We start from the raw sequence: 22,242 nt of genomic DNA on the forward strand, positions 1-22,242 counted from the left end.
TTTCCCGCACTTTGCGCAAAATGCCGTTAGTCGCCACCCCCCGCGATGGATTAAAGTAACGCCCCCAGCCCCGGCGTTATCCGAACGCCTGTGGCCACCCCTTTCCAGGAACAGTCACCGATGGAACATCGTGAAGCGCTGCTGGCGCTGCGAACCTTTCTTTCAACGCAGATTCTCGGCCAGGAAAAACTCATCGAGCGTTTGCTCATCGCCCTGCTCGCCGACGGCCACATGCTGGTCGAGGGCGCTCCGGGTCTGGCCAAGACCAAAGCGATCAAAGAACTCGCCGAGGGCATCGAAGCCCAGTTCCATCGCATTCAGTTCACCCCGGACCTGCTGCCAGCCGACATCACCGGCACCGAGATCTATCGCCCGGAAACCGGCAGTTTCGTGTTCCAGCAAGGGCCGATCTTCCACAACCTGGTGCTGGCGGACGAAATCAACCGTGCCCCGGCCAAGGTGCAATCGGCGCTGCTCGAAGCCATGGCCGAGCGTCAGGTCAGTGTTGGCCGCAGCACTTATGAGCTGTCGCCGTTGTTTCTGGTGATGGCCACGCAAAACCCGATCGAGCAGGAAGGCACTTACCCGCTGCCGGAGGCCCAGCTCGACCGCTTCCTGATGCACGTGAAAATCGGTTTCCCGGACGCCGCCGTCGAACGCCGCATCCTCCAGCAGGCCCGTGGCGAAGCGTTGAACGGTGAAACCAAACCCGAACGCCGGGTCAGCCAGCAGGCAATCTTCGCCGCACGCAAGGAAATCCTCGGCCTGTACATGGCCGACGCCGTGGAGGAATACCTGGTGCAACTGGTCATGGCCACGCGCAACCCGGCCAAGTTCGACCCGGAAATGGCCGAGTGGATCGCCTATGGTGCCAGCCCGCGCGGCTCGATCGCCCTCGACCGCTGTGCACGCGCCCACGCCTGGCTGGCCGGCCGCGACTTCGTCAGCCCGGAAGACATCCAGGCCGTGCTATTCGATGTGTTGCGTCACCGCATCATTTTGTCGTTTGAAGCCGAAGCCGCCGGCATCGATCAGGATCGGGTGGTGCAGCGGATTCTCGACGTCGTAGCCGTCGCTTGACCCCCATGAACGCCCCCCTGCCGTCCGAACCGGGCATCCGCGTCAGCCTCGCCGAGCTGATCGAGATGCGTCACCGCGTGCGCGAGGTGCAGCTGTTTTCCACGCCGAGCCAGCGCAGCCCGCTGATCGGCCTGCATCACTCGAAATTCCGTGGCCGTGGCGTCGACTTCGATCAGGTGCGGGTCTATCAGGCTGGCGACGACGTGCGCACCATCGACTGGCGCGTCACGGCGCGCACGCAGGAGCCGCACACCAAGCTGTTCCATGAAGAACGCGAGCGGCCGATTTTCATCATGGTCGAGCAAAGCACACGGCTGTTTTTCGGCTCGGGGCTGATGTTCAAATCGGTACTGGCAGCGCAAGTAGCGGCGCTGATCGGCTGGGCTGCGCTCGGGCATAACGACCGGGTTGGCGGACTGGTATTCGGCGACAACGAGCACTACGAAATCAAGCCACGGCGCAGCAAACAAAGCCTGCTGCAATTGCTCAATCGTCTGGTCAAGGTCAATCAGTCGCTGCACAGCGAGCGTGAACCGGATCGCGATGCGTTTGGCGTGGCGCTGCGCCGCGCCCGTGAAGTGCTGCGTCCTGGCAGTCTGGTGATTGTGATTTGCGATGAACGCGCGCTGTCCGACAGCGCCGAACAGCAACTGAGCCTGCTCTCGCGCCATTGCGATTTGCTGATGCTGCCGCTGTCCGATCCACTCGATCACGCCCTCCCCGCCGCTGGCCTGCTCAGGTTCGCCGAGCGTGGCGCGCAGCTTGAACTCGACACCCTCAACTTCGACCTGCGCCAGACCTACCGCGCCCAGGCCGAAGCACGCATCGCTCGCTGGGAATTGCTCGCGCAAAAGCTGCGGGTACTGCTGATGCCGCTGAGCACGCAGAGTGAAATGGTCGAGCAGATGCGCGAATTCCTCAATCCGCAGCGTCCGGGGAAAGGTCGATGAACGGCCTCGAACAACTGCAACCACTGATCTCGCCGCCACCGATTGCCTTCTGGCCACCGGCGCCGGGTTGGTGGCTGCTGCTTCTATTGTTGCCGCTGCTGGGTTTCGCCGTGTGGAAGCTGCGGCGTTTCATTCCGATGAAGAAACGCCCGATCGTGCGCGCCGAACAACCGCTGGACCCCGTGCGTATCGCCGCGCTCGCCGAACTGGCGCAGATGCCCAAACCCTACGACGGCGCCCCGGCCGGTGCCTGGCTGCAACAACTCAACGGCCTGCTCAAACGGCTGTGCCGCAACCACTACCCCTACAGCCAGAGCCACACTCTCAACGGGCGTAAATGGCTGGCCTTTCTCGACAACCGTTGCCCGGCGGCCGGCCTGACGCGATGGATGGTACTGGTTGAAGGCGCGTACAAACCGGAATGCAAACTCGACGACAAAGCCATCGCTGGCCTGACCCAAGCGGTCGACACGTGGATTCGCAAACATGTTTGAGTTCGCCTGGGCGTGGATCTTTGTGCTGTTGCCGCTGCCGTGGCTGATGCGTCTGGTGCTGCCGGTGGCCGACAGTGGCGAGCCCGCCCTGAAAGTCAGCTTCCTCGCCGATCTGGAAGGCCTCGCCCGCCGTCGCGCCCGCGCCAATCTGCCGGCGTGGCGTCAGCAAGCGCCGTTCATGCTGTTGTGGCTGTTGCTGCTGACCGCCGCCGCCCGCCCGCAATGGCTCGGCGAACCGCTGCCGATTGCTGCCAGCGGGCGTGATCTGCTGGTGGCGGTGGACGTGTCCGGTTCGATGGACTTCCCCGATATGCAATGGCAGGACGAAGAAGTCAGTCGTCTGTCGCTGGTTCAGCATTTGCTCGGCGACTTCCTCGAAAGCCGTGATGGTGACCGGGTCGGCCTGATCCTGTTCGGCAGTCAGGCGTATCTGCAAGCGCCACTGACCTTTGATCGCCACACCGTACGCGTCTGGCTCGACGAGGCGCGGATCGGCATTGCCGGCAAGAACACTGCGATCGGCGACGCGATCGGTCTGGCGCTTAAACGCCTGCGCCTGCGTCCGGCGCAAAGTCGTGTGCTGATTCTGGTGACTGACGGCGCCAACAATGGCGGCGAAATCAATCCGCTGACGGCGGCAAAACTCGCTGCGAGCGAAGGCGTAAAAATCTACCCGATCGGCATCGGCGCCAATCCCGAGGACAGCGGTTCGACCGGTCTGCTTGGGGTCAACCCGAGTCTGGATCTCGACGAACCGGCGCTCAAAGCCATCGCCGAGGTCACCGGCGGCCAGTATTTCCGAGCCCACGATGGCAAGGAACTGCAAGCCATCAAGGACACCCTCGATCAACTCGAACCGGTGACCCAACAACCGACCCAGGCCCGTCCGGCGCAAGCCTTGTATCACTGGCCTTTGGCGCTGGCGCTGTGGTTGAGCCTGTTGCTGGTCGCCCGTGAATTGTGGCCGGACAACCCGCTGCAACGGCTGTTCAGCAAGGAGCTGTATCTGCAAAGTCCGCTACCTGACTGGCGCGAGCGTCTCAAGCGCCTGCGTCTGCGGAGGCGCCGATGATCGCGCTCTGGCCGCACTGGTTCCGTCCGTGGTGGTTGCTGTTGCTGCCGCTGCTCGGCTGGCTGATCTGGCAACTCTGGCACCGGCAGAAGCGTGCCGGGCGCTGGCAGATGATTCTGCCGCCGGCGTTTCATGCCACCCTGCTCAGCGGCGGTAGCGGTCGCGACAGCAAACTGCCGTGGGTTGCCCTTGGCGTGGCCTGGCTGCTGACGGTTCTGGCGTTGCTCGGGCCTAGCTGGGAACGGGTCGAACAGACCAGCCAGAAGCCCGCCGATCCGTTGGTGGTGGTACTGGAACTGACCCCGGAAATGCTCGCCACCGACTCGCCGCCGACGCGACTGGAACAGGCGCGGCGCAAGCTCTTCGACCTGTTGCAGGCGCGCAGCGATGCGCAGACCGCGATCGTCGTATACGCCGGCAGCGCGCACACGCTGGTGCCGCTCTCCGATGACTTGGCGACCAGTCGCAATTTGCTCGATGCGCTTAAACCGTCGCTGATGCCCGAAAGCGGCCATCGCGCCGATCTGGCCGTCGACAAAGCACTTGCCCTGCTGAAACAAGGCGCGCTCGGTCAGGGGCGAATTCTGCTGATCGGCTCGTCACTTAATGAAGAAGAACGTCAAGGCATTCGCCGCGCCCTCAGCGGACAGTCGACACAACTGCTGATGCTCGGCGTCGGCACCGCCGAAGGTGCGCCAATTGCCCAGGAGGACGGCAGTTTCCTCAAGGACGAACAAGGCGCGATCCGCGTGCCGCAACTCGACAGTCCGGGCCTGAGCGCATTCCTCAACAGTGTTGGCGGCGAATACCATCCTGCCCGCCTCGACGAAGCGGATCTTGGCGCGCTCGGCCTGCTCAACGGCCCGCGCAGCTTGCGCGACGACGGCCAGACCGTGCGCCTGGATACCTGGGCCGATCAGGGTTACTGGCTGCTGTTGCCGCTATTGCTGCTCGCCGCTTGCGCCGGGCGCCGTGGCTGGCTGTTCTGCCTGCCGCTGCTGTTTTGCTTGCCGCAGCCCAGCTACGCTTTTGACTTCGAAGACCTGTGGCTGCGTCCCGACCAACAGGGCCTGCATTTGCTCAAGCAAAAGCGCCCGATCGAAGCCGCGCAGCATTTTGACGATCATCAGTGGCAAGGGGTGGCGTTGTACGAGGCCGGCGACTACAGTGGCGCCGCCCAGCGCTTCGCCGAAGGCAGCGATGCTCGCGCCCACTACAATCGTGGCAACGCCCTGGCAAAAAGCGGTGAGCTGGAAGCGGCGATCGACGCCTATGAACAGGCCCTGGAGCTGCAACCGGATTTGCGTCCGGCGCAGACCAACAAGGCGCTGGTGGAAAACCTGCTCAAGCAGAAAAACACACCGCCGCCCGCCGAGCCGGACACCAAACCGAGTGAACAGCAAAGTCTTCCGGGCGACGAACCACCGCCAGCGACCGCACCGCCACCGGCGGTAAAAAGTGAAACCCAGAGCGAGGCGCAACCGAGCGAATCGGCCAGCGAACCGCCACCGACCACGCCGCCGCAGCCAGGCCCCAACGAAGTACCGGGCAGCGACGAAGAAGAACAAACGGACACCGTGCCGACGCTGCGCCCGAGTGAAGACAACCTCGAAGGCGAGCAACGTCAGGCACTGGAACAATGGCTGGGCAAGATCCCCGACGACCCCGGCGAATTGCTCCGACGCAAATTCTGGTACGAACAGCAACAACATCAGGATCAGGAAAACACTCGATGACCCGCTTCACCGCTCTCTTGCTGCCCCTGCTGCTCTGCACGGCCACCGCCCACGCGGCCGAGCTCACAGCCAGTGTGGATCGCAGTCGCCTGAACTCCGGCGAGACGGTCGAACTCACCCTCGAAACCAGCGACGTCACCCAGTTCGGCAAGCCCGATCTGACCGCGCTGGAAACGTTGTTCGAAGTGCGCGGTACGCGCCAAGTCAACCAGCTCAACACCCTCAACGGTGACAACCGCGCGACCACGCGCTGGATCATCACTCTGCTGCCGAAAGAGAACGGCAGCGTGGTGATCCCGCCGCTGCAACTGGGCGACGCGCAGAGCCAGCCGATCACCGTGCAAGTGGTCGAAAGCGATACCCGCGAGAATAAGAACAGCCTTGATCCGGTGTTCATCGAAGCCAGCCTCGATCAGTCCAGCGTCTATGTGCAGGCGCAGGCGATCCTGACCCTGCGCATCTACCATTCGGTGTCGCTGTACGACGACAGCAGCCTGACGCCGCTGCAAATCGCCGACGCGCGCATCGAGCAACTGGGCGACACGCGCACCTATGAAAAAGACCTCAACGGTGTGCGCCATGGCGTGATCGAAATGCGCTATGCGATCTACCCGCAACACAGCGGTTTGCTGACCATCGCGCCGCAGACCTTCAGCGCCACACTGGTCGACACGCAGCCGTCTCAGGACACCAATGCACAGGGGCCGAAGCCGGGCAAACTCATGCGCGTCAGTTCTTCTCAAATCCCCCTGACCGTCAAACCCAAACCGCTGACCTACCCGGTCGACGCGCCATGGCTGCCCGCGCGCAGCCTGAGCCTCAGCGAAAGCTGGAACCCGGAACCGGAACACACTCAGGTTGGCGATTCCCTGACCCGCAGCCTGACATTGAAAGTCGAAGGCCTGGCCGCCTCGCAATTGCCGGCGCTGCCCGCCACCGACGTCAACGGCCTGCGCCGCTACCCCGACCAACCGGTGCTGAGCAACCAGAGCACTGACCGCGGCATTGTCGGCAGTCGCGAAGAGCGCGAAGCCCTGGTGCCGAGCCGCAGCGGCGCCATCGACTTGCCGACGGTGGACGTGGTCTGGTGGAACACCTTCGAAGATCACCTTGAACACAGCAGCCTGCCCGCACGCACCCTGCAAGTGGCCAACAACCCGAGCCTGCAAGTCGACACCCCGGCCGGCAACCTGCAAGTGAGCGCCGTCGATAACGATGTGTTGTGGTGGTGGAAACTCAGCACCCTGATCCTCGCCTGCACCACCCTCCTCGGCTTCGGCCTGTGGTGGCGCGCACGCTGGCAACCAGCGGTGCATCGTGCCGCACAAACCGGCCCGAGCCCGCGCACGTTGATGGATGACATCAAGCGGGCGAGTCAGGCGAATGATCCGCAGGCGACGCGGCAGGCACTGGATGCCTGGGCGCGGCAGCAGCCGGAAACATTGGCGGACATGGCGGCGCGGTTTGTGCCGCTGTCGGATGCGCTGGATGGGTTGAATGGTGCGCTGTACAGCGAGACGGGGCAGCACTGGCAGGGTGAGGATTTGTGGCGGGCGATCCGCACGATTCCAGCGGCGGAACGGGTGCAGGATCCGGTGAGTGATAGCGGGTTACCGCCGCTTTATCCGAAGTAAAAGCAAAAGATCGCAGCCTCCGGCAGCTCCTACAGAGGGTATGTGTAGGAGTTGCCGAAGGCTGCGATCTTTTGATTTTGCTAAAAATTAAAAAAGGCTAAAGGCAATCGGCGGCACGCAGATTGATGCGCAGGTTTAATGTTCACCAGCCATTTCCAGAGGGCAGACGATTACATCCTTATAAATAGTCCAACCAGTCATTTGAATTACCCGAACGTCCCTTTTCAAAAAAAGCCTGATAGCGTTCTCTGTATTTATCTAGAGAAGCAGCTGCAACATCTATGGAAATATATCCACGTCCTCTCTCCTCAACAGACAGAAACACTGGATCTATTTTGATCGGCGAATCGCCGACCACAACTCCCGACAATTTTGACCTGTGAAATATAAAGCTTTTCCCACCGCCGAGCGGAAGAACCAACTCTGCAACAGCAAATATTATCTCCGGCCTTGAAATCTCATAGCGTTCACCATCCTCATAGTTTTCGGAATAGGCTTCCGGAATAAGGAATAGTTTATGACTTACAATTACCAGCCACCCTTGCAAGTCAACACCAGTGCCAATATTCATTACTACTCCCCCCATCACAATAGCGTCACGTAGCATTACCCAACGCGCTTTGTGTCGTCATTTCAAATGCATGCACAAGAACAAACCTTCAACGCGCCTTTCCGCTCTCCTCCGGGTCAACCAGCGGTGATTCGCACGCAGCGAAAACGATATCAATATAGTGGCACGATGGTAGGCAGTGGGTGTCAGGGGGTCAATTTTTGAAATCGACGCGATCGCGCGCGCCCTCCCCGAAAAGCCCTCCCGCCGCAATAATCTGTAAACTCTCCCCTCTTTCGCCGCCCATCATTTCCTCGCGGCCATCACCTATTTAATTGTTGCGGAGTCCACCTTGCGTCTGTTCCACACCTCCGACTGGCACCTTGGGCAAAACCTGCACGGCCAGGAGCGCGATTTCGAGCACGCCTGTTTTCTCGAATGGCTGCTGCGCCAACTGCAACTGGCGCAGCCGGATGTGCTGCTGATCGCCGGGGACATCTTCGACACCGTCAATCCTCCGGTCAAAGCTCAGGAACGCCTCTACGACTTCATCGTCAGCGCCCACGAGCAGCAGCCGTTGCTGACCATCGTGATGATTGCCGGCAACCACGATTCCGGCTCGCGGATCGAATTGCCCGCGCCGTTGATGCGCCGTTTGCGCACCCACGCGTTGGGCCGTGTGTTGTGGCTGGATGACGGGCAACTGGATGCCGAACGTCTGCTGCTGCCGCTGCCAAATGCCCAAGGCGAAATTGCCGCGTGGTGCCTGGCGCTGCCGTTCCTGCGCCCGGCGGAGGTGACTGGCGCGCATCTGGGTGACAACTATTTGCGTGGCATCGGTCAGGTGCATGAATGGCTGATCGAAGCCGCCAACGCCAAGCGCAAACCCGGTCAGGCGTTGATCGCCATCAGCCACGCGCACATGGCTGGCGGCTCGGTGTCGGAAGACTCCGAGCGCAGCCTGATCATCGGCAACGCCGAAGCCCTGCCGGCCAGCCTGTTCGGGCCGAGTATCAGCTACGTCGCCCTCGGCCATTTGCACAAGCCGCAGAAGGTCAACGGTGAAGAACGCATTCGCTACAGTGGCTCGCCGATTCCGTTGTCATTCTCGGAGATCGGCTATCAGCACCAGATCCTCGACGTCACCCTCGACGGCGAAACCCTGGTCAGCGTCGAGCCGAAACTGATCCCGCGCTCGGTCAATCTGCAACGCATCGGCCCGGCACCGCTGGCCGAGATTCTGCTGCAACTGGCGGATCTGCCGAACATCGACTTGCTCGCCGAAACCCAACGCCAGCCGTGGCTGGAAGTGCGCGTCACCCTCGACGAGCCGCAACCGGATCTGCGCCATCAAGTCGAAAGCGCGCTGCAAGGCAAAGCCGTACGCCTGGTGCGCATCGCCGCCGAATACGCCGGCAACCGTGGTGTTGATGGCTCGGAGGACGGCAGCGCACTGATCGAACTCGACCAACTCACCCCGCAAGAACTGTTCAGCCGCGCCTGGTTCGATAACTTCGGCAGCGAGGTCGATGAGCAAACGCTGAAGGACTTCGCCGAACTGCTGCAGGACGTGCAACTGGAGGGTGAGCAGCCATGAAGATTCTCGCCATTCGCTTGAAAAATCTCGCCTCGCTGGCCGGGCCGTTCGAAATCGACTTCACCGCTGAACCGCTGGCCAGCGCCGGTTTGTTTGCGATTACCGGCCCGACCGGTGCTGGTAAAAGTACTTTGCTCGACGCCTTGTGCCTGGCGTTGTTTGGCGCGGTGCCGCGTCTGAACAACACTGGCCGTGACGCCAAAGTCCCCGATGCCGACGGCGAAATTGCCACCGGCGACCCGCGCACCTTGCTGCGTCGCGGTACCGGCGAAGGTTATGCCGAAGTGGATTTCGTCGGTGTCGATGGCCGTCGCTATCGGGCACGTTGGGAAGCTAACCGTGCGCGCGAGAAGGCCGGCGGCAAGTTGCAGGCCAGCCGGCAGAGCCTGCGCGACATCGATCAGGATCAACTGCTCGCCAGCCAGAAAGGTGAATACAAAACCCAGCTGGAAGCTGCGCTCGGCCTGAACTTCGAACAGTTCACTCGCGCCGTGTTGCTGGCGCAGAGCGAGTTCAGCGCGTTCCTCAAGGCCGACGACAACGACCGCAGCGAACTGTTGGAAAAACTCACCGACACCGCGCTGTACACCCGTCTCGGCCGCCGCGCCTTCGACAAGACCAAAGAGGCCCGCGAAGCACACAAGCTGTTGCAGGATCAGGCCACCGGCGTGACCCCGTTGGCGCCCGAAGCGCGGGCCGAGTTGGATGAGCGCTTCAATGCCGCGCAACAGCAAATGAAGTTGCAGCAGGCGCAGCTCAAGCAGCTTGAGCAACAGCACGGCTGGCTCAAGGATTTACGTGTGTTGCAGGACGCGCAGCAAGCCGCCGCTGAGCAACTGCACAGTGCCCAGCAGCAAGCGGAAGGTCTGGCCGGCGAACGGGTGAAACTGACGCGCCTGGAGCAACTCGGACCGCAACGGCATCAGTTCGCGCGCAAAAGCGAACTCGATGCGCTGTTGGCGCCGTTAGCCGCACAAATCGCCGCGCATACCCGGCAACATGCCGAACTGACTGAGCGCCAGACGCAGCTGGAACAAAACCTCGAGGCGGCGAAAGTCGCCCTGAGCGACGCGCAACAACGGCAAAGCGAAAACGCACCGCTGTTGCGTCAGGCCTTTGAAGAACAAAGCACCCTCGCCCGCTTGGCCAAGGATGTCGCGCAAAGCACCGAAGCCAAGCTCAATGCGCAGCAGGCTTGCACCGAGGGCCAGAATGCCATTCAAGCCTTGCTGGATAAACAGACCCAAGTCGCCGAGCGCCTGCAGCGCATCGCCGCCGAACTTGAGCAAAGCGCTCATCTGGCGCCGCTGAGTGACGCGTGGAATGCCTACCGCGATCGCCTGCAACAGCTGATGCTGATCGGCAATCGCTTGAACAAGGGCCAAGCGGAACTGGCGAGCCTCGAAGAAAACGCCACCCGCAGCGCCGCAGAGCTGACCACGCAGAAACAGCAACTTGAAGTGCTATTCAAGGAGGCCGGCGCCGAACCTGATGCCGTCGCCGAACAGATCGGCCTCCTCGGCACGCTGTTGCAGGACAACCGCAAGCAACTGCGCGCCTTCGAAGATTTATCACGCCTGTGGGCCACGCAACAGGATCTGGACAAGCGCAGCGCCGAGTTGCAACAGCGCCAGCTCAGCGCCCAGCAGGAACGCGAACGCCTGACTCAGGACGGCGTGAAAACCAAAGCCGAGCTGACCGTCGCCGAGCAAACCCTTAACGTCACCCGCGAACTGCTTGAACGCCAGCGGCTGGCGCGCAGTGCCAGTGTCGAGGAGTTGCGCGCGCAGTTGCAGGACGATCAGCCGTGCCCGGTCTGCGGCAGCAACGAGCACCCGTATCATCAGCCTGAAGCGCTGCTGCAAAGTCTTGGCCGTCACGATGAAAGCGAGCAGGCCAATGCGCAGCAGGTGGTCGATCAGCTCAAGGAAAAACTCATCGAGCTGCGTGCCGAAGTCGGTGGCGTGATTGCTCAGCAGAAAGAATTGCTGCAACAGCAGGAACAACTGGTCAGCCAGCAGCAAGCCTTGGCGCCAAGCCTCGACGCGCATCCGCTGGCCGCGCAGTTGTTCAATCAGGACGCCGACAAGCGCGATGCCTGGCTCGCCCGACAAAACGAGCAACTGAATCAGAGCATCACTCAGGACGAACAACGCCAAAGCGCCCTGCTCACCTTGCAACAGGACGCTGCGCGGCTGACCCAGCAATTGCGCCAGGCCGAAACTGCGCACCAGCAAGCGGCGCAGCACCTAAGCAATCAGCAGCGCGAGCTGAGCAGCGACCGTCAGCGCTTCGACGAAGAACTCAGCGCGTTCGGCAATCTGCTGCCAGCCGACACCCTTGAAGCCTTGCGCCAGGAGCCGGCGGCGACGTTCATGCAGCTTGACCGGCAGATCGCCGAGCGCCTGGCGCAGGTCGAGCAGCAGAAAGAAGAACTGGCCGAGCAGCAACAGCGGCAACAGACGCTGGAGAAAGAACAGGATCGCCAGCAGACCCGTGCACAACAGTTGCTCAGCGCCGAACAGCAATTCACTGCGCTGACCGAACAACAGCAAGCCTGCCAGCAGAAAATCGCGCAATTGCTCGGCGAGCACAGCAGCGCCGAGCACTGGCAGCAGCAGCTTGAGCAAGCGGTCGAACAGGCGCGCAATGCCGAAACCGGCACCGCGCAGGAACTGCAAAACCTGCGCACGCAACTTGTGCAGATCGTCGCCGAACTCAAGGCGCAGCAGGAACGTTTGCAGGCGCTGCAAAGCGAAGAGCGGGATCTGGCCGGCAAGATTGCCGACTGGCGCGCCCGCCATCCGGAGCTGGATGACGGTGGCCTCGAAGATCTGTTACGGGTCGATGACGCGCAAGTCGCCGAACTGCGCCAGCGCTTGCAGCACAACGAAAAAACCATCGAACAGGCCAAGGTGTTGCTGCAGGAACGTGACCAGCGTCTGCTCGATCATCAGGCGCAGCACAACGGCAACCTCGATGCCGAACAACTGGCCAGCGCCCTCACCGACCTGCAAAACCAGTTCACCGTCAGCGAGCAACAGTGCGCCGAACTGCGTGCCGAACAGGTCGAAGACCAGCGCCGGCAGAACGCCAATCAGGCGCTGGCGCAGCAGATCGCCTCGGCCTACGCCGAATATCAGCGCTGGGCGCGATTGAGTGCCTTGATCGGTTCGGCGACCGGCGACACCTTCCGCAAGATCGCCCAGGCCTACAACCTCGATTTGCTCGTGCATCACGCCAACGTGCAACTGCGCCAACTGGTCAAACGCTATCGCTTGAAACGCGGCGGTAGCATGCTCGGCCTGCTGGTGATGGACACGGAAATGGGCGATGAGCTGCGCTCGGTGCATTCGTTGTCCGGCGGCGAGACGTTCCTGGTGTCGCTGGCGCTGGCGCTGGGTCTGGCATCGATGGCGTCGAGCACGCTGAAAATCGAATCGCTGTTTATCGATGAAGGCTTTGGCAGCCTCGATCCTGAGTCGTTGCAACTGGCGATGGATGCGCTCGATGGGTTGCAGGCGCAGGGCCGCAAGGTCGCGGTGATTTCCCACGTGCAGGAAATGCACGAGCGGATCCCGGTGCAGATTCAGGTGCAGCGTCAGGGCAACGGGTTGAGCACCCTGGAGGTGAAATGAACACGCTGTATTCCTTCCGCCGCTGCCCGTACGCGATGCGGGCGCGGATGGCGTTGCGCTATTCGGGTGTGCCGGTGGACATCATCGAAGTCAGCCTCAAGGCCAAACCGGCCGAGATGCTGGCGATCTCGCCCAAGGGCACAGTGCCGGTGCTGGATGCCGGTGGCCGAGTGATCGACGAGAGTCTGGAGATCATGCGCTGGGCGTTAGCGCAGAATGATCCGCAAGATTGGCTGCTGGATGACGACTCAAGGATTGCTGAATTGATCGACGCGAATGATCAGGGGTTCAAGCTGCACTTGAATCGCTACAAATACGCCGAGCGCTACCCGGAGCAGCCGATGGAAGTTTATCGGGCTGAGGGGGCGTTGTTCTTGCAGAGGCTGGATGAGCTGCTGACCGATCGTCAGTACTTGCTGGCCGATCATGCCAGCCTGGCGGATATCGCCCTGCTGCCCTTCGTTCGACAGTTTGCCCATGTTGATCGTGAGTGGTTTGCGCAGACGCCTTATGTTCGGTTGCAGGCCTGGTTGCAGCGCTTCCTCGAATCCGAGCTATTCACTTCGATCATGAAGAAATAACCCTTACCCTCCTGCTTTGATCGTTCCCACGCTCTGCGTGGGAATGCCTCAAGGGACGCTCTGCGTTCCAATCGGACGCGGAGCGTCCGGGGCTGCATTCCCACGCGGAGCGTGGGAACGATCAGTCAGGCCAGCGCGTTGCACATGCCGAGGGCCATGCAATCTATCTCGAATGGCCCGAGAAAGTCGGCCGAGACTTTCACCGGCGGATTGCCGGCCATCAGCCCCAAGGTATTCGCCCGTTCGATGTTGTGCGCGATATTGTGATTGGCCTCTATGGCTCTGGCCAATGCGCCCACCGAGCCCTGGCCGATGCCCAATAATGAAGCGCCGTTGGTGAAAAACGCCAAACCGGCGACTACCCAAAGTCTGTAGCCTTTCATGCGCCGCCGACTCCCGCGAGTTCGGCCCGGTCGACCATCACGCTTTGCGAGCGCAGTTCGAACTGGACGCCGGGGTGGGCGACTTGAATCGGCGCTTCGAAGCTGTGTTCCATCTGCGAGGCGATGCTGACGACCAGTACCACGGCCAGGTAAAGACCGATGGCCAGATAGGCGCCGCGTTTGGCTGAATGAAGGATTGCGCTGGCCATGGTGTTCTCCCGTGGGCATGTTTCGATGTCCACAGAATCAATCAAAAAAGCCGCGCTAACCACTCAGGGTTTGCCATAGTAAACATCAGCTTCGTTGATTATTTAGCCAGTCTATGGACGTGTTGCACATTCGCTATGGCACCGAGATTTTTTGCCCACGCAGGCGTGTAGGAGCTGCCGAAGGCTGCGATCTTTTGACGTTGAAGATCAAGAGATCGCAGCCTTCGGCAGCTCCTACAGGGAGTTGTTCGAAGCGGGCATTTCAGTGTTGGGCTTTGTGATCCAGGGCGGCGTAGAAGTTGGCGCTCTGTTGCAGGTATTTCTGGGTGTAGCTCTGGGTGTGGGATTTTTTGCTGTTGATTTCAACGTTGGCACTGGCTGGCAGCACAACGGTGGCAGAGATGGCGGAAGCGGCAATCACGGAGAAGAGATTGAAGTTCATGGCGGTAACCCTCGTGTTCGGTTGGCTTGTTTGCCCGGTTGGGCCGTGAAGCAAACTTAACGCTCGAGGGTTGATCGCTTGAAATGCTTTGTAGCATTACCGGATATCAGCGCGATTAATACAAAGAGGCAGGCCCCGTAAACCGGGGCCTGTGGCTTATTGTCGCACTAGAAACTTGAGGTCGCTCGGCGCGTCCATCGGCAGTTTTTGCACGGTTTTGCCGAGCAGACCGGTTTTGCCATCGCGCTCGACGACGACAATCTGGTTGCTCTTCTGGTTGGCGATCAGCAGGAATTTGCCACTCGGGTCGAGGCTGAACTCGCGCGGGTGATCACCGTCCACCGAGCGTTTTTGCAGTTCTTTGAGCTGGCCGCTCGCCGGATCAATCGCAAAGACCACCAGTTGATTAGCGGTGCCACGGTTGCTGACGTAGAGGAACTTGCCATCCGCCGAAGCGTGCAGCGCCGCCGCAGCCTTGTCCGAAGTCGGCTGGCCAGCCGCCAGATCGACCAGTTGCGTCTGGGTCAGCACGCCGTCGTGGTAATCGAACACCGCGACCTGCGCGCTCATTTCCATGGTCAGCCAGGCGTGTTTGCCGTCAGCACTGAACAGCAAGTGACGCGGGCCGCTGCCGGCAGGCAACGGCACAGAAGCGGTTTTCGCTGGGGTCAGCGGCAGCTCTGGGTTGGCCTTCGGATCGAACTGGTAAATGAACACCTTGTCCGCGCCCAGATCATTGGAGAACACGTAGCGGCCATCCGGCGAAGAAACCGTCGAGTGCACGTGGTTCGAAGCCTGGCGCTCAGGATTGACCCGGCTCGCCGGGTGCGCGCTCATCTGCACCACCGGTTTGAGTTTGCCATCAGCACCGACCGGCAATACCGCCAGCGTTCCACCCGGGTCTTCCACCACCGAGTAGTTGCTGACGAACAGATGGCTGGCATCGCCGCTGAGGCTGGAATGAGTCGGCTCGTTGCCCAGGCTCTGCACTTGATTGATCAGGCTCAGGGCGTGGGTCTTGGGGTCGATCGAATAGCTGCTGACGCGACCGACCGGGTCTTTCTGGCCCGGGCCGTTTTCGTTGACCACGAACAGGCGCTGCTGATCTTTGGACAGGGTCAGCCACGACGGATTTTCGCTCTTCACCACTTGCAGCGGTTTGGCGTCGATCTGGCCGGTGGCGCTGTCGAAGTTCATGCGATAGATGCCCTGACTGGTGCCAGCGGTGTAGGAGCCGACCAGCAACTGGTAGCCTTCGGCGGACGCCGTGGACAGGCCCATGGCGCCGACGCTGCCGGCCATCAGCAGCGGCCAGAATTTACGCATTTTCATTGATTGTCATCCTCGTCGTCGCTGCTGCTGACTACGTCGCCATGACAAACCAGGCGGTGTTCGCCGATCGCTTTGGTTTCATTGAAATAGCCGACGATCAACCAGCTCTGTAAAGAGTCGTCGAAGGTTGCAGCGGCAACCTGCGCCGGCGTGAATTCCCAATGCTTGGCCGTATGACCATCGATGCATTCGATGTGCAGGTTGTCGTCTTCGTCGAGGGCGAATTCGAAGGCATGCAGGCCGTCGATTTCCACCATACCGCAGTGTTCGAGGGCGTTGAGAAGGGTTTGGGCAGTCATGGCAAACAGTCTTTCTAGGGGGGAAAGGGCCAATGATAGCTCATGGCGCTCCACTCCCGAGTAGGAGCTGCCGAAGGCTGCGATCTTTTGATTTTGTTTTTTTAGATCAAGATCAAAAGATCGCAGCCTTCAGCAGCTCCTACAGGGGTACCGTGTCAGAGGGCTTCGCGGCTAGGCTTGCCATCAACGAGGCGCTGGATACGCAACGGGTTGGCGTTTTTCAGCGGTTCCGGCAGCAAGCTGTCCGGGTAGTTCTGGAAGCACACCGGACGCAGGAAACGGTCGATGGCCAGCGTGCCCACTGAAGTGCCACGGGCATCGGACGTCGCCGGATACGGCCCGCCGTGCACCATCGAATCACACACTTCGACACCGGTCGGATAACCGTTAAGCAGAATCCGCCCGACCTTCTGTTCCAGCAGCGGTGTAAGTTCAGCAAACTGTTCAAAGTCCGCCAGCTCACCAATGATCGTCGCGGTCAGTTGCCCGTGCAGGCCATGCAGCGCGGCGCTGAGTTGCGCCTTGTCCGCCACTTCGACAATCACCGTGGTCGGGCCGAACACTTCTTCCTGCAACACTTCATCGCCATCGATCAACAGGCTCGCATCCGCCTTGAACAGTTGCGGTTGCGCCTGATTGCCCTGCTGCGGATTACCCGCCAGATGCTCGATGCCGGGATGCGCCAACAACTTCTGCAAGCCTTTGCCGTAGCTGCCGAGGGTGCCGGCATTGAGCATGGTTTGCGCCGGCTGATCACCGATCAAACCGGCGACCTGCTGCACGAACGCCGTGAATTGTGGCGAACGGATGCCGATCACCAGACCGGGATTGGTACAGAATTGACCGCAGCCCTGCACCACCGAAGCGGTCAGGTCACGAGCAACGGTTTCCGAGCGTTCGGCGAGGGCCTGTGGCAGGACGATCACCGGGTTGATGCTCGACATCTCGGCGAACACCGGGATCGGTTGCGGGCGTGCAGCGGCCATGTCGCACAACGCCCGTCCGCCTCTGAGCGAACCGGTGAAACCGACCGCCTGAATCGCCGGGTGCTTGACCAGCCATTCACCGACGCCACCGCCGTAGATCATGTTGAACACGCCGGCCGGCATCGCAGTTTTTTCCGCTGCACGGATCAGCGCATCGGCGACCAACTCAGCGGTGGCCATGTGGCCGCTGTGAGCCTTGAACACCACCGGGCAACCGGCGGCGAGTGCCGAAGCGGTGTCGCCGCCAGCGGTGGAGAACGCCAACGGGAAGTTGCTTGCACCAAACACCGCTACCGGGCCGAGGCCAATACGGTATTGGCGCAGATCCGGACGCGGCAATGGCTGGCGATCCGGCAGTGGCAGATCAATGCGCGCACCGTAGAAATCACCCCGGCGCAGGACTTTGGCGAACAGACGCATCTGCCCGCTGGTGCGTCCGCGCTCACCTTGAATGCGTCCGGCGGGCAGCGCCGTTTCGCGGCAGACCACGGCAACGAAATCATCGCCGAGCGCGTCCAGTTCATCGGCAATTGCGTCGAGAAACTGCGCGCGGCGTTCGGCGCTGAGGCTACGGTAAGCCGGGTACGCAGCAGCGGCAGCTTTGGCAGCGGCGTCGACTTCATCAACCGTGGCTTGAATGAAATCGTGCGGCAATTGTTCGCCCGTCGTTGCATCGACGGATTGCAGTTTGACGTCGCCAGCCGCGCTGCGCTGACCGCCAATGTAGTTGTGACCGAGAATCTGAGTCATGGGATCTCCTTAAAGAGTGCCGATGCTGTCCGGCGCAAAAGCGGCGGTGATCGGCACGATGCCGTTGACCAGCGGGGCGCCGAATTCGGCCTGGCTGATTTCGAACAGGTCGCCCGGTTGCGTGCGGATGCCATCGGCGAACGACAGGGTCGCGGTGCCGAAGAAATGAATGTGCACGTCGCCCGGACGCAGGAACTGACGATATTTGAAGTGGTGGTATTCGAGGTTGGCGAGGCTGTGGCACATGTTCGCCTCGCCACTGAGAAACTCGTTTTGCCAGAGCACTTCGCCGTTACGCAGGATGCGACTGGTGCCTGCCAGATGTTGAGGCAGTTCCCCGGTGCGAAGTTCCGGGCCATAACTGCAACTGCGCAGTTTCGAGTGCGCGAGGTACAGGTAATTCTTGCGCTCCATGACATGGTCGGAGAACTCGTTACCCACCGCAAAACCGAGACGGTAAGGCTTGCCGTCGTGGCCGATCACATAGAGGCCGGCCATCTCCGGTTCTTCGCCGGCGTCTTCGGCAAACGGTGGCAGCGGGAACGGCTGACCGGGGCGCACAACGATGCTGCCATCGCCCTTGTAGAACCACTCCGGTTGCACACCGGCCTGCCCCGCCGCCGGTTTGCCGCCCTCCACGCCCCATTTGAAAATGCGCATGGTGTCGGTCATCGCCGCTTCGTCGCCAGCCTGCTGGTGCATCTTGTCCCGCGCCGAAGCGCTGCCCAGGTGTGTCAGGCCGGTGCCGCTGACCAGCATGTGCGCCGGGTCCGGGTGGTCGAGAGGCGGCAGGATGCGCAGTTGCGACAGTAGCTCGGCATAGTCGTGGCTGCCGCCGAGGCCGAGGGTTTGCACGTGCTGCTCAAGGGAGTGGCCGGACTCGATGGCGGCCAGCGCCAGATCACGCACGCTGCGGGCGTCCTGCACCTCGCGCACCAGATCGTTGTCGACCACGCCGACGCGGCGCTCGCCGTTGCTTAATTCGAATTGAACCAGATGCATATGTCCTCTCCTGTCTACAAAACTTCGAAACACTGCAAAACCCTGTGGGAGCTGGCTTGCCAGCGATAGCAATCTGTCTGACACATCTATGTTGGATGTGCCCCCGTCATCGCTGGCAAGCCAGCTCCCACAGGTTTAGTGGTGATTGGTGGTTGGGTTTCAGGTGCGCGTTGCGCCTCGGGCGCTGGCGGCGAATTGGTCAACCGGCAGGACGTGTTTGCGCTCAAGTACGCGATAGACAACGCCGGTCAGGATCAAGCCAAACACCATCACACCCGAGAGGAAGTACAACCCGGAAGCCAGATTGCCGGTGTACTCCTTCAACGCCCCAATCACGAACGGCCCGATATACCCGCCCAGATTGCCCACCGAGTTGATCAACGCGATCCCCGCCGCCGCACTCGCGCCGGCAAAGAAGCGCCCCGGCAAGGTCCAGAACACCGCCGTGCAGGAAAACAGCGCGAACGCCACCAGACACAGCGCCGCTAGTTGCGCCACCGGCAACGACAGCCAGGCACTGAGAAACAGGCCAATCGCGCCCAGCACATAAAGAACAGCCAGGTGCCCGTAACGATCATTCAACCGGTCGGAACTGCGCGGCACGATCAGCAAACCGATGATCCCGAAGATGTACGGCACCGATGACACGAAACCGGTGACCAGATCACTGCCGCCAAACTGCTTGATCAGCGTCGGCAACCACAGACCGAGGCCGTAAATACTCAACGTCACCGGCAGATAGAACAGCGCCAGCAGCAACACGCGTTTGTCTTTCAGCGCATGCAACGGGTTGCCGTGACGGGTTTGGCCGTATGCCTGCAGATCCTTTTTCAGCTCGCCGGTCAGCCAGTCTTTCTCTGCCTGATCCATCCATTTCACTTGCTGTGGGCCGTCCGGCAACCAGCGCAGCACCGGCCAGGTCAGCAAGATCGCCGGAGTGCCAATGACGATGAACAGCCACTGCCAGCCGTGCAGGCCAAGGACGCCGTCCATGCCGAGCAAGCCGCCGGACACCGGGCCGGTGATCATCATGGCGATGGGTTGCGAAAGGATGAACAGGCCGAGGATCTTGCCGCGATGGCGCACCGGGAACCATTGGGTGATGTAGTAGAGAACGCCGGGAAAGAACCCCGCCTCGGCCGCGCCGAGCAGAAAGCGCATCACGTAGAAACTGTGCGGGCCCTGGACGAAGGCCATGCCGATGGTGATCGCGCCCCAGGTAATCATGATCCGCGCAAACCAGCGTCGCGCGCCGAAGCGTTCGAGCATCAGGTTGCTGGGGATTTCGAAAAGGAAGTAACCAATGAAGAACAGCCCGGCACCGAGGCCGTAGGCGGCATCACCGATGCCGATGTCGGCGCCCATGTGCAGCTTGGCGAAGCCGACGGCGGAGCGATCCACGTAGGCGATCAGGTACAGCAGGATCAGGAAGGGAATCAGTTTCAGCGTAATGCGCCGGATTAGCCGCAGTTCCTGGCTCATGAGATCGGTCTCCGATTGTTGTTTTTATAGAACCTCGGGGGACGCCTCTCACGGTTAACCGTCAGGGCCATCCCTCCGTCGAAAACGACTATATAGTAATACTAATTCACCAACAACACTTCCAAACCTAGGATTTTGCGCTTAGATTAAGCCGTAGCTGGAACACTATAGTCATACAATAAGAGAATCGATCATGTCTGATAAGAAACCCACCCTGCGCTCCGCCCAATGGTTTGGCACGGCCGACAAGAACGGCTTCATGTACCGCAGCTGGATGAAGAATCAGGGCATCGCCGACCACCAGTTCCATGGCAAGCCGATCATCGGCATCTGCAATACCTGGTCGGAACTGACCCCGTGCAACGCGCATTTCCGCCAGATCGCGGAGCACGTCAAACGCGGGGTGATCGAGGCCGGTGGTTTTCCAGTGGAATTCCCGGTGTTCTCCAACGGCGAATCGAACCTGCGCCCGACCGCCATGCTCACCCGCAACCTGGCGAGCATGGACGTCGAAGAAGCGATTCGCGGCAACCCGATTGACGGCGTGGTGCTGCTGACCGGTTGTGACAAAACCACCCCGGCACTGTTGATGGGCGCAGCCAGTTGCGATGTGCCTGCGATCGTCGTCACTGGCGGGCCGATGCTCAACGGCAAGCACAAGGGCAAGGACATCGGTTCCGGCACCGTGGTCTGGCAGCTCAGTGAACAGGTCAAGGCTGGCACCATCACCATTGACGATTTCCTTGCGGCCGAGGGCGGCATGTCGCGTTCGGCGGGCACCTGCAACACCATGGGCACCGCATCGACCATGGCCTGCATGGCGGAAGCACTGGGCACTTCCCTGCCGCACAACGCGGCGATTCCGGCAGTGGATGCGCGGCGTTATGTACTGGCGCACATGTCCGGCATGCGTGCGGTGGAGATGGTTCGCGAGGATTTGAAACTGTCGAAGATTCTGACCAAGGAAGCCTTCGAAAACGCTATTCGTGTAAACGCTGCCATCGGCGGTTCGACCAACGCGGTGATTCACTTGAAAGCCATCGCCGGGCGCATCGGCGTCGAGCTGGATCTGGATGACTGGACCCGTATCGGCCGTGGCATGCCGACCATCGTCGACCTGCAACCGTCGGGGCGCTTCCTGATGGAAGAGTTCTATTACGCCGGTGGTTTGCCAGCAGTGTTGCGCCGCCTCGGTGAAGCCAATCTGATTCCAAATCCGAATGCACTGACGGTCAACGGCAAGTCGATCGGCGAGAACACCAAGGACGCGCCGATCTATGGCGAAGACGAAGTGATCCGCACCCTCGACAATCCGATTCGCGCGGATGGCGGCATCTGTGTGCTGCGTGGCAACCTGGCGCCACTGGGGGCGGTGCTCAAGCCGTCCGCCGCAACCCCGGAACTGATGCAGCATCGCGGCCGCGCCGTGGTGTTCGAGAACTTCGACATGTACAAGGCGCGGATCAACGATCCGGAACTGGATGTCGATAAGGATTCGATTCTGGTGATGAAGAACTGCGGGCCGAAGGGTTATCCGGGCATGGCCGAAGTCGGCAACATGGGCTTGCCGGCCAAGTTGTTGGCCCAGGGTGTGACCGACATGGTGCGCATTTCTGATGCACGGATGAGCGGCACCGCCTACGGCACGGTGGTTTTGCATGTGGCACCGGAAGCGGCGGCCGGCGGGCCTTTGGCGACCGTGAAGGAAGGCGACTGGATCGAGCTGGATTGCGCCACCGGGCGCTTGCACCTAGACATTCCGGATGCTGAACTGGCAGCGCGCATGGCAGATCTGCAGCCACCGCAGCAGTTGTTGGTGGGCGGCTATCGTCAGCTGTACATCGACCATGTGTTGCAGGCGGATCAGGGTTGTGACTTTGACTTCTTGGTTGGTTGCCGTGGGGCTGAAGTGCCGCGCCACTCCCACTAACAGCGCAATTCTCCTGTGGGAGCGAGCCTGCTCGCGAAGAGGGAGTGTCAGTCGACATCTATTTGACTGATATGCCGCCTTCGCGAGCAGGCTCG

At 61.1% G+C, this 22,242-nt stretch carries 19 protein-coding genes; 10 read left to right on the forward strand and 9 right to left on the reverse strand.

What is annotated here, in order from left to right:
* Positions 1–120: 120 nt before the first annotated feature.
* From M9827_RS10670 to M9827_RS10695, 6 genes are read left to right on the forward strand one after another with little or no spacing between them, the layout of a single operon-like run.
* Positions 121–1,080: an AAA family ATPase gene (locus M9827_RS10670; RefSeq protein ID WP_007913915.1), complete on the forward strand. Its 960-nt coding sequence runs from the start codon at positions 121–123 to the stop codon at positions 1,078–1,080.
* Between the two features lie 5 nt (positions 1,081–1,085).
* On the forward strand, positions 1,086–2,030 hold the full coding sequence (locus M9827_RS10675; protein ID WP_093437905.1) for a DUF58 domain-containing protein: 945 nt from the start codon (positions 1,086–1,088) through the stop codon (positions 2,028–2,030).
* Positions 2,027–2,524, forward strand: coding sequence for a DUF4381 domain-containing protein (locus tag M9827_RS10680; protein WP_038369283.1), 498 nt, complete (start codon positions 2,027–2,029; stop codon positions 2,522–2,524). The genes M9827_RS10675 and M9827_RS10680 overlap by 4 nt, the downstream gene beginning before the upstream one ends.
* Positions 2,517–3,596, forward strand: a complete 1,080-nt coding sequence (locus M9827_RS10685) for a vWA domain-containing protein (RefSeq protein ID WP_250605406.1) — start codon at positions 2,517–2,519, stop codon at positions 3,594–3,596. The genes M9827_RS10680 and M9827_RS10685 overlap by 8 nt, the downstream gene beginning before the upstream one ends.
* Complete coding sequence (locus tag M9827_RS10690) at positions 3,593–5,332, forward strand: tetratricopeptide repeat protein (RefSeq protein WP_250605407.1); 1,740 nt, start codon at positions 3,593–3,595, stop codon at positions 5,330–5,332. Before M9827_RS10685 ends, M9827_RS10690 begins: the two co-directional genes overlap by 4 nt.
* Positions 5,329–6,966 (forward strand): BatD family protein, encoded by a 1,638-nt coding sequence (locus tag M9827_RS10695; RefSeq protein WP_250605408.1) that lies wholly within the window; start codon positions 5,329–5,331, stop codon positions 6,964–6,966. The genes M9827_RS10690 and M9827_RS10695 overlap by 4 nt, the downstream gene beginning before the upstream one ends.
* A 178-nt stretch (positions 6,967–7,144) precedes the next feature.
* On the opposite strand, the gene M9827_RS10700 is transcribed toward M9827_RS10695, so the two are convergent.
* The gene (locus M9827_RS10700; protein ID WP_250605409.1) at positions 7,145–7,537 is read right to left on the reverse strand and encodes a hypothetical protein; all 393 of its coding nucleotides are present in this window, start codon (positions 7,535–7,537) and stop codon (positions 7,145–7,147) included.
* A gap of 331 nt (positions 7,538–7,868) precedes the next feature.
* On the opposite strand from M9827_RS10700, the gene M9827_RS10705 reads away from it, so the two are divergent.
* Genes M9827_RS10705 through M9827_RS10715 form a run of 3 tightly spaced genes read left to right on the forward strand, consistent with a single transcriptional unit; the run spans position 7,869 to position 13,332 of the window.
* The gene (locus M9827_RS10705; RefSeq protein ID WP_250605410.1) at positions 7,869–9,113 is read left to right on the forward strand and encodes an exonuclease SbcCD subunit D C-terminal domain-containing protein; all 1,245 of its coding nucleotides are present in this window, start codon (positions 7,869–7,871) and stop codon (positions 9,111–9,113) included.
* On the forward strand, positions 9,110–12,751 hold the full coding sequence (locus tag M9827_RS10710; protein WP_250605412.1) for an SbcC/MukB-like Walker B domain-containing protein: 3,642 nt from the start codon (positions 9,110–9,112) through the stop codon (positions 12,749–12,751). The genes M9827_RS10705 and M9827_RS10710 overlap by 4 nt, the downstream gene beginning before the upstream one ends.
* Entirely contained in the window at positions 12,748–13,332 is a 585-nt protein-coding gene (locus tag M9827_RS10715) for a glutathione S-transferase (RefSeq protein ID WP_250605413.1), read from the forward strand. Before M9827_RS10710 ends, M9827_RS10715 begins: the two co-directional genes overlap by 4 nt.
* A 125-nt stretch (positions 13,333–13,457) precedes the next feature.
* Here M9827_RS10715 and M9827_RS10720 read toward each other — a convergent pair whose 3' ends face one another.
* From M9827_RS10720 to M9827_RS10755, 8 genes are all read right to left on the reverse strand, one after another.
* Positions 13,458–13,715, reverse strand: coding sequence for a hypothetical protein (locus M9827_RS10720; protein ID WP_095050108.1), 258 nt, complete (start codon positions 13,713–13,715; stop codon positions 13,458–13,460).
* Positions 13,712–13,924, reverse strand: a complete 213-nt coding sequence (locus tag M9827_RS10725) for a hypothetical protein (RefSeq protein WP_250605415.1) — start codon at positions 13,922–13,924, stop codon at positions 13,712–13,714. The genes M9827_RS10720 and M9827_RS10725 overlap by 4 nt, the downstream gene beginning before the upstream one ends.
* A gap of 262 nt (positions 13,925–14,186) precedes the next feature.
* Positions 14,187–14,366 (reverse strand): hypothetical protein, encoded by a 180-nt coding sequence (locus M9827_RS10730; RefSeq protein WP_007917967.1) that lies wholly within the window; start codon positions 14,364–14,366, stop codon positions 14,187–14,189.
* 156 nt (positions 14,367–14,522) lie between these two features.
* Positions 14,523–15,698 (reverse strand): lactonase family protein, encoded by a 1,176-nt coding sequence (locus M9827_RS10735; RefSeq protein WP_250605416.1) that lies wholly within the window; start codon positions 15,696–15,698, stop codon positions 14,523–14,525.
* Complete coding sequence (locus M9827_RS10740) at positions 15,695–15,997, reverse strand: DUF5629 family protein (protein ID WP_250605418.1); 303 nt, start codon at positions 15,995–15,997, stop codon at positions 15,695–15,697. Before M9827_RS10740 ends, M9827_RS10735 begins: the two co-directional genes overlap by 4 nt.
* A gap of 155 nt (positions 15,998–16,152) precedes the next feature.
* Positions 16,153–17,733: an aldehyde dehydrogenase (NADP(+)) gene (locus M9827_RS10745; RefSeq protein WP_250605419.1), complete on the reverse strand. Its 1,581-nt coding sequence runs from the start codon at positions 17,731–17,733 to the stop codon at positions 16,153–16,155.
* A gap of 9 nt (positions 17,734–17,742) precedes the next feature.
* On the reverse strand, positions 17,743–18,735 hold the full coding sequence (gene araD1, locus M9827_RS10750; protein WP_250605420.1) for an AraD1 family protein: 993 nt from the start codon (positions 18,733–18,735) through the stop codon (positions 17,743–17,745).
* Between the two features lie 159 nt (positions 18,736–18,894).
* Positions 18,895–20,217: an MFS transporter gene (locus tag M9827_RS10755; protein ID WP_250605421.1), complete on the reverse strand. Its 1,323-nt coding sequence runs from the start codon at positions 20,215–20,217 to the stop codon at positions 18,895–18,897.
* A 193-nt stretch (positions 20,218–20,410) separates the two neighbouring features.
* Between M9827_RS10755 and M9827_RS10760 the strand changes: the two genes are divergently transcribed.
* Complete coding sequence (locus tag M9827_RS10760) at positions 20,411–22,147, forward strand: IlvD/Edd family dehydratase (RefSeq protein ID WP_007917984.1); 1,737 nt, start codon at positions 20,411–20,413, stop codon at positions 22,145–22,147.
* The last annotated feature ends 95 nt before the right edge of the window (positions 22,148–22,242 follow it).

Origin of the sequence: Pseudomonas sp. AKS31 (assembly GCF_023634765.1) — a bacterium.
Classification (GTDB): domain Bacteria; phylum Pseudomonadota; class Gammaproteobacteria; order Pseudomonadales; family Pseudomonadaceae; genus Aquipseudomonas.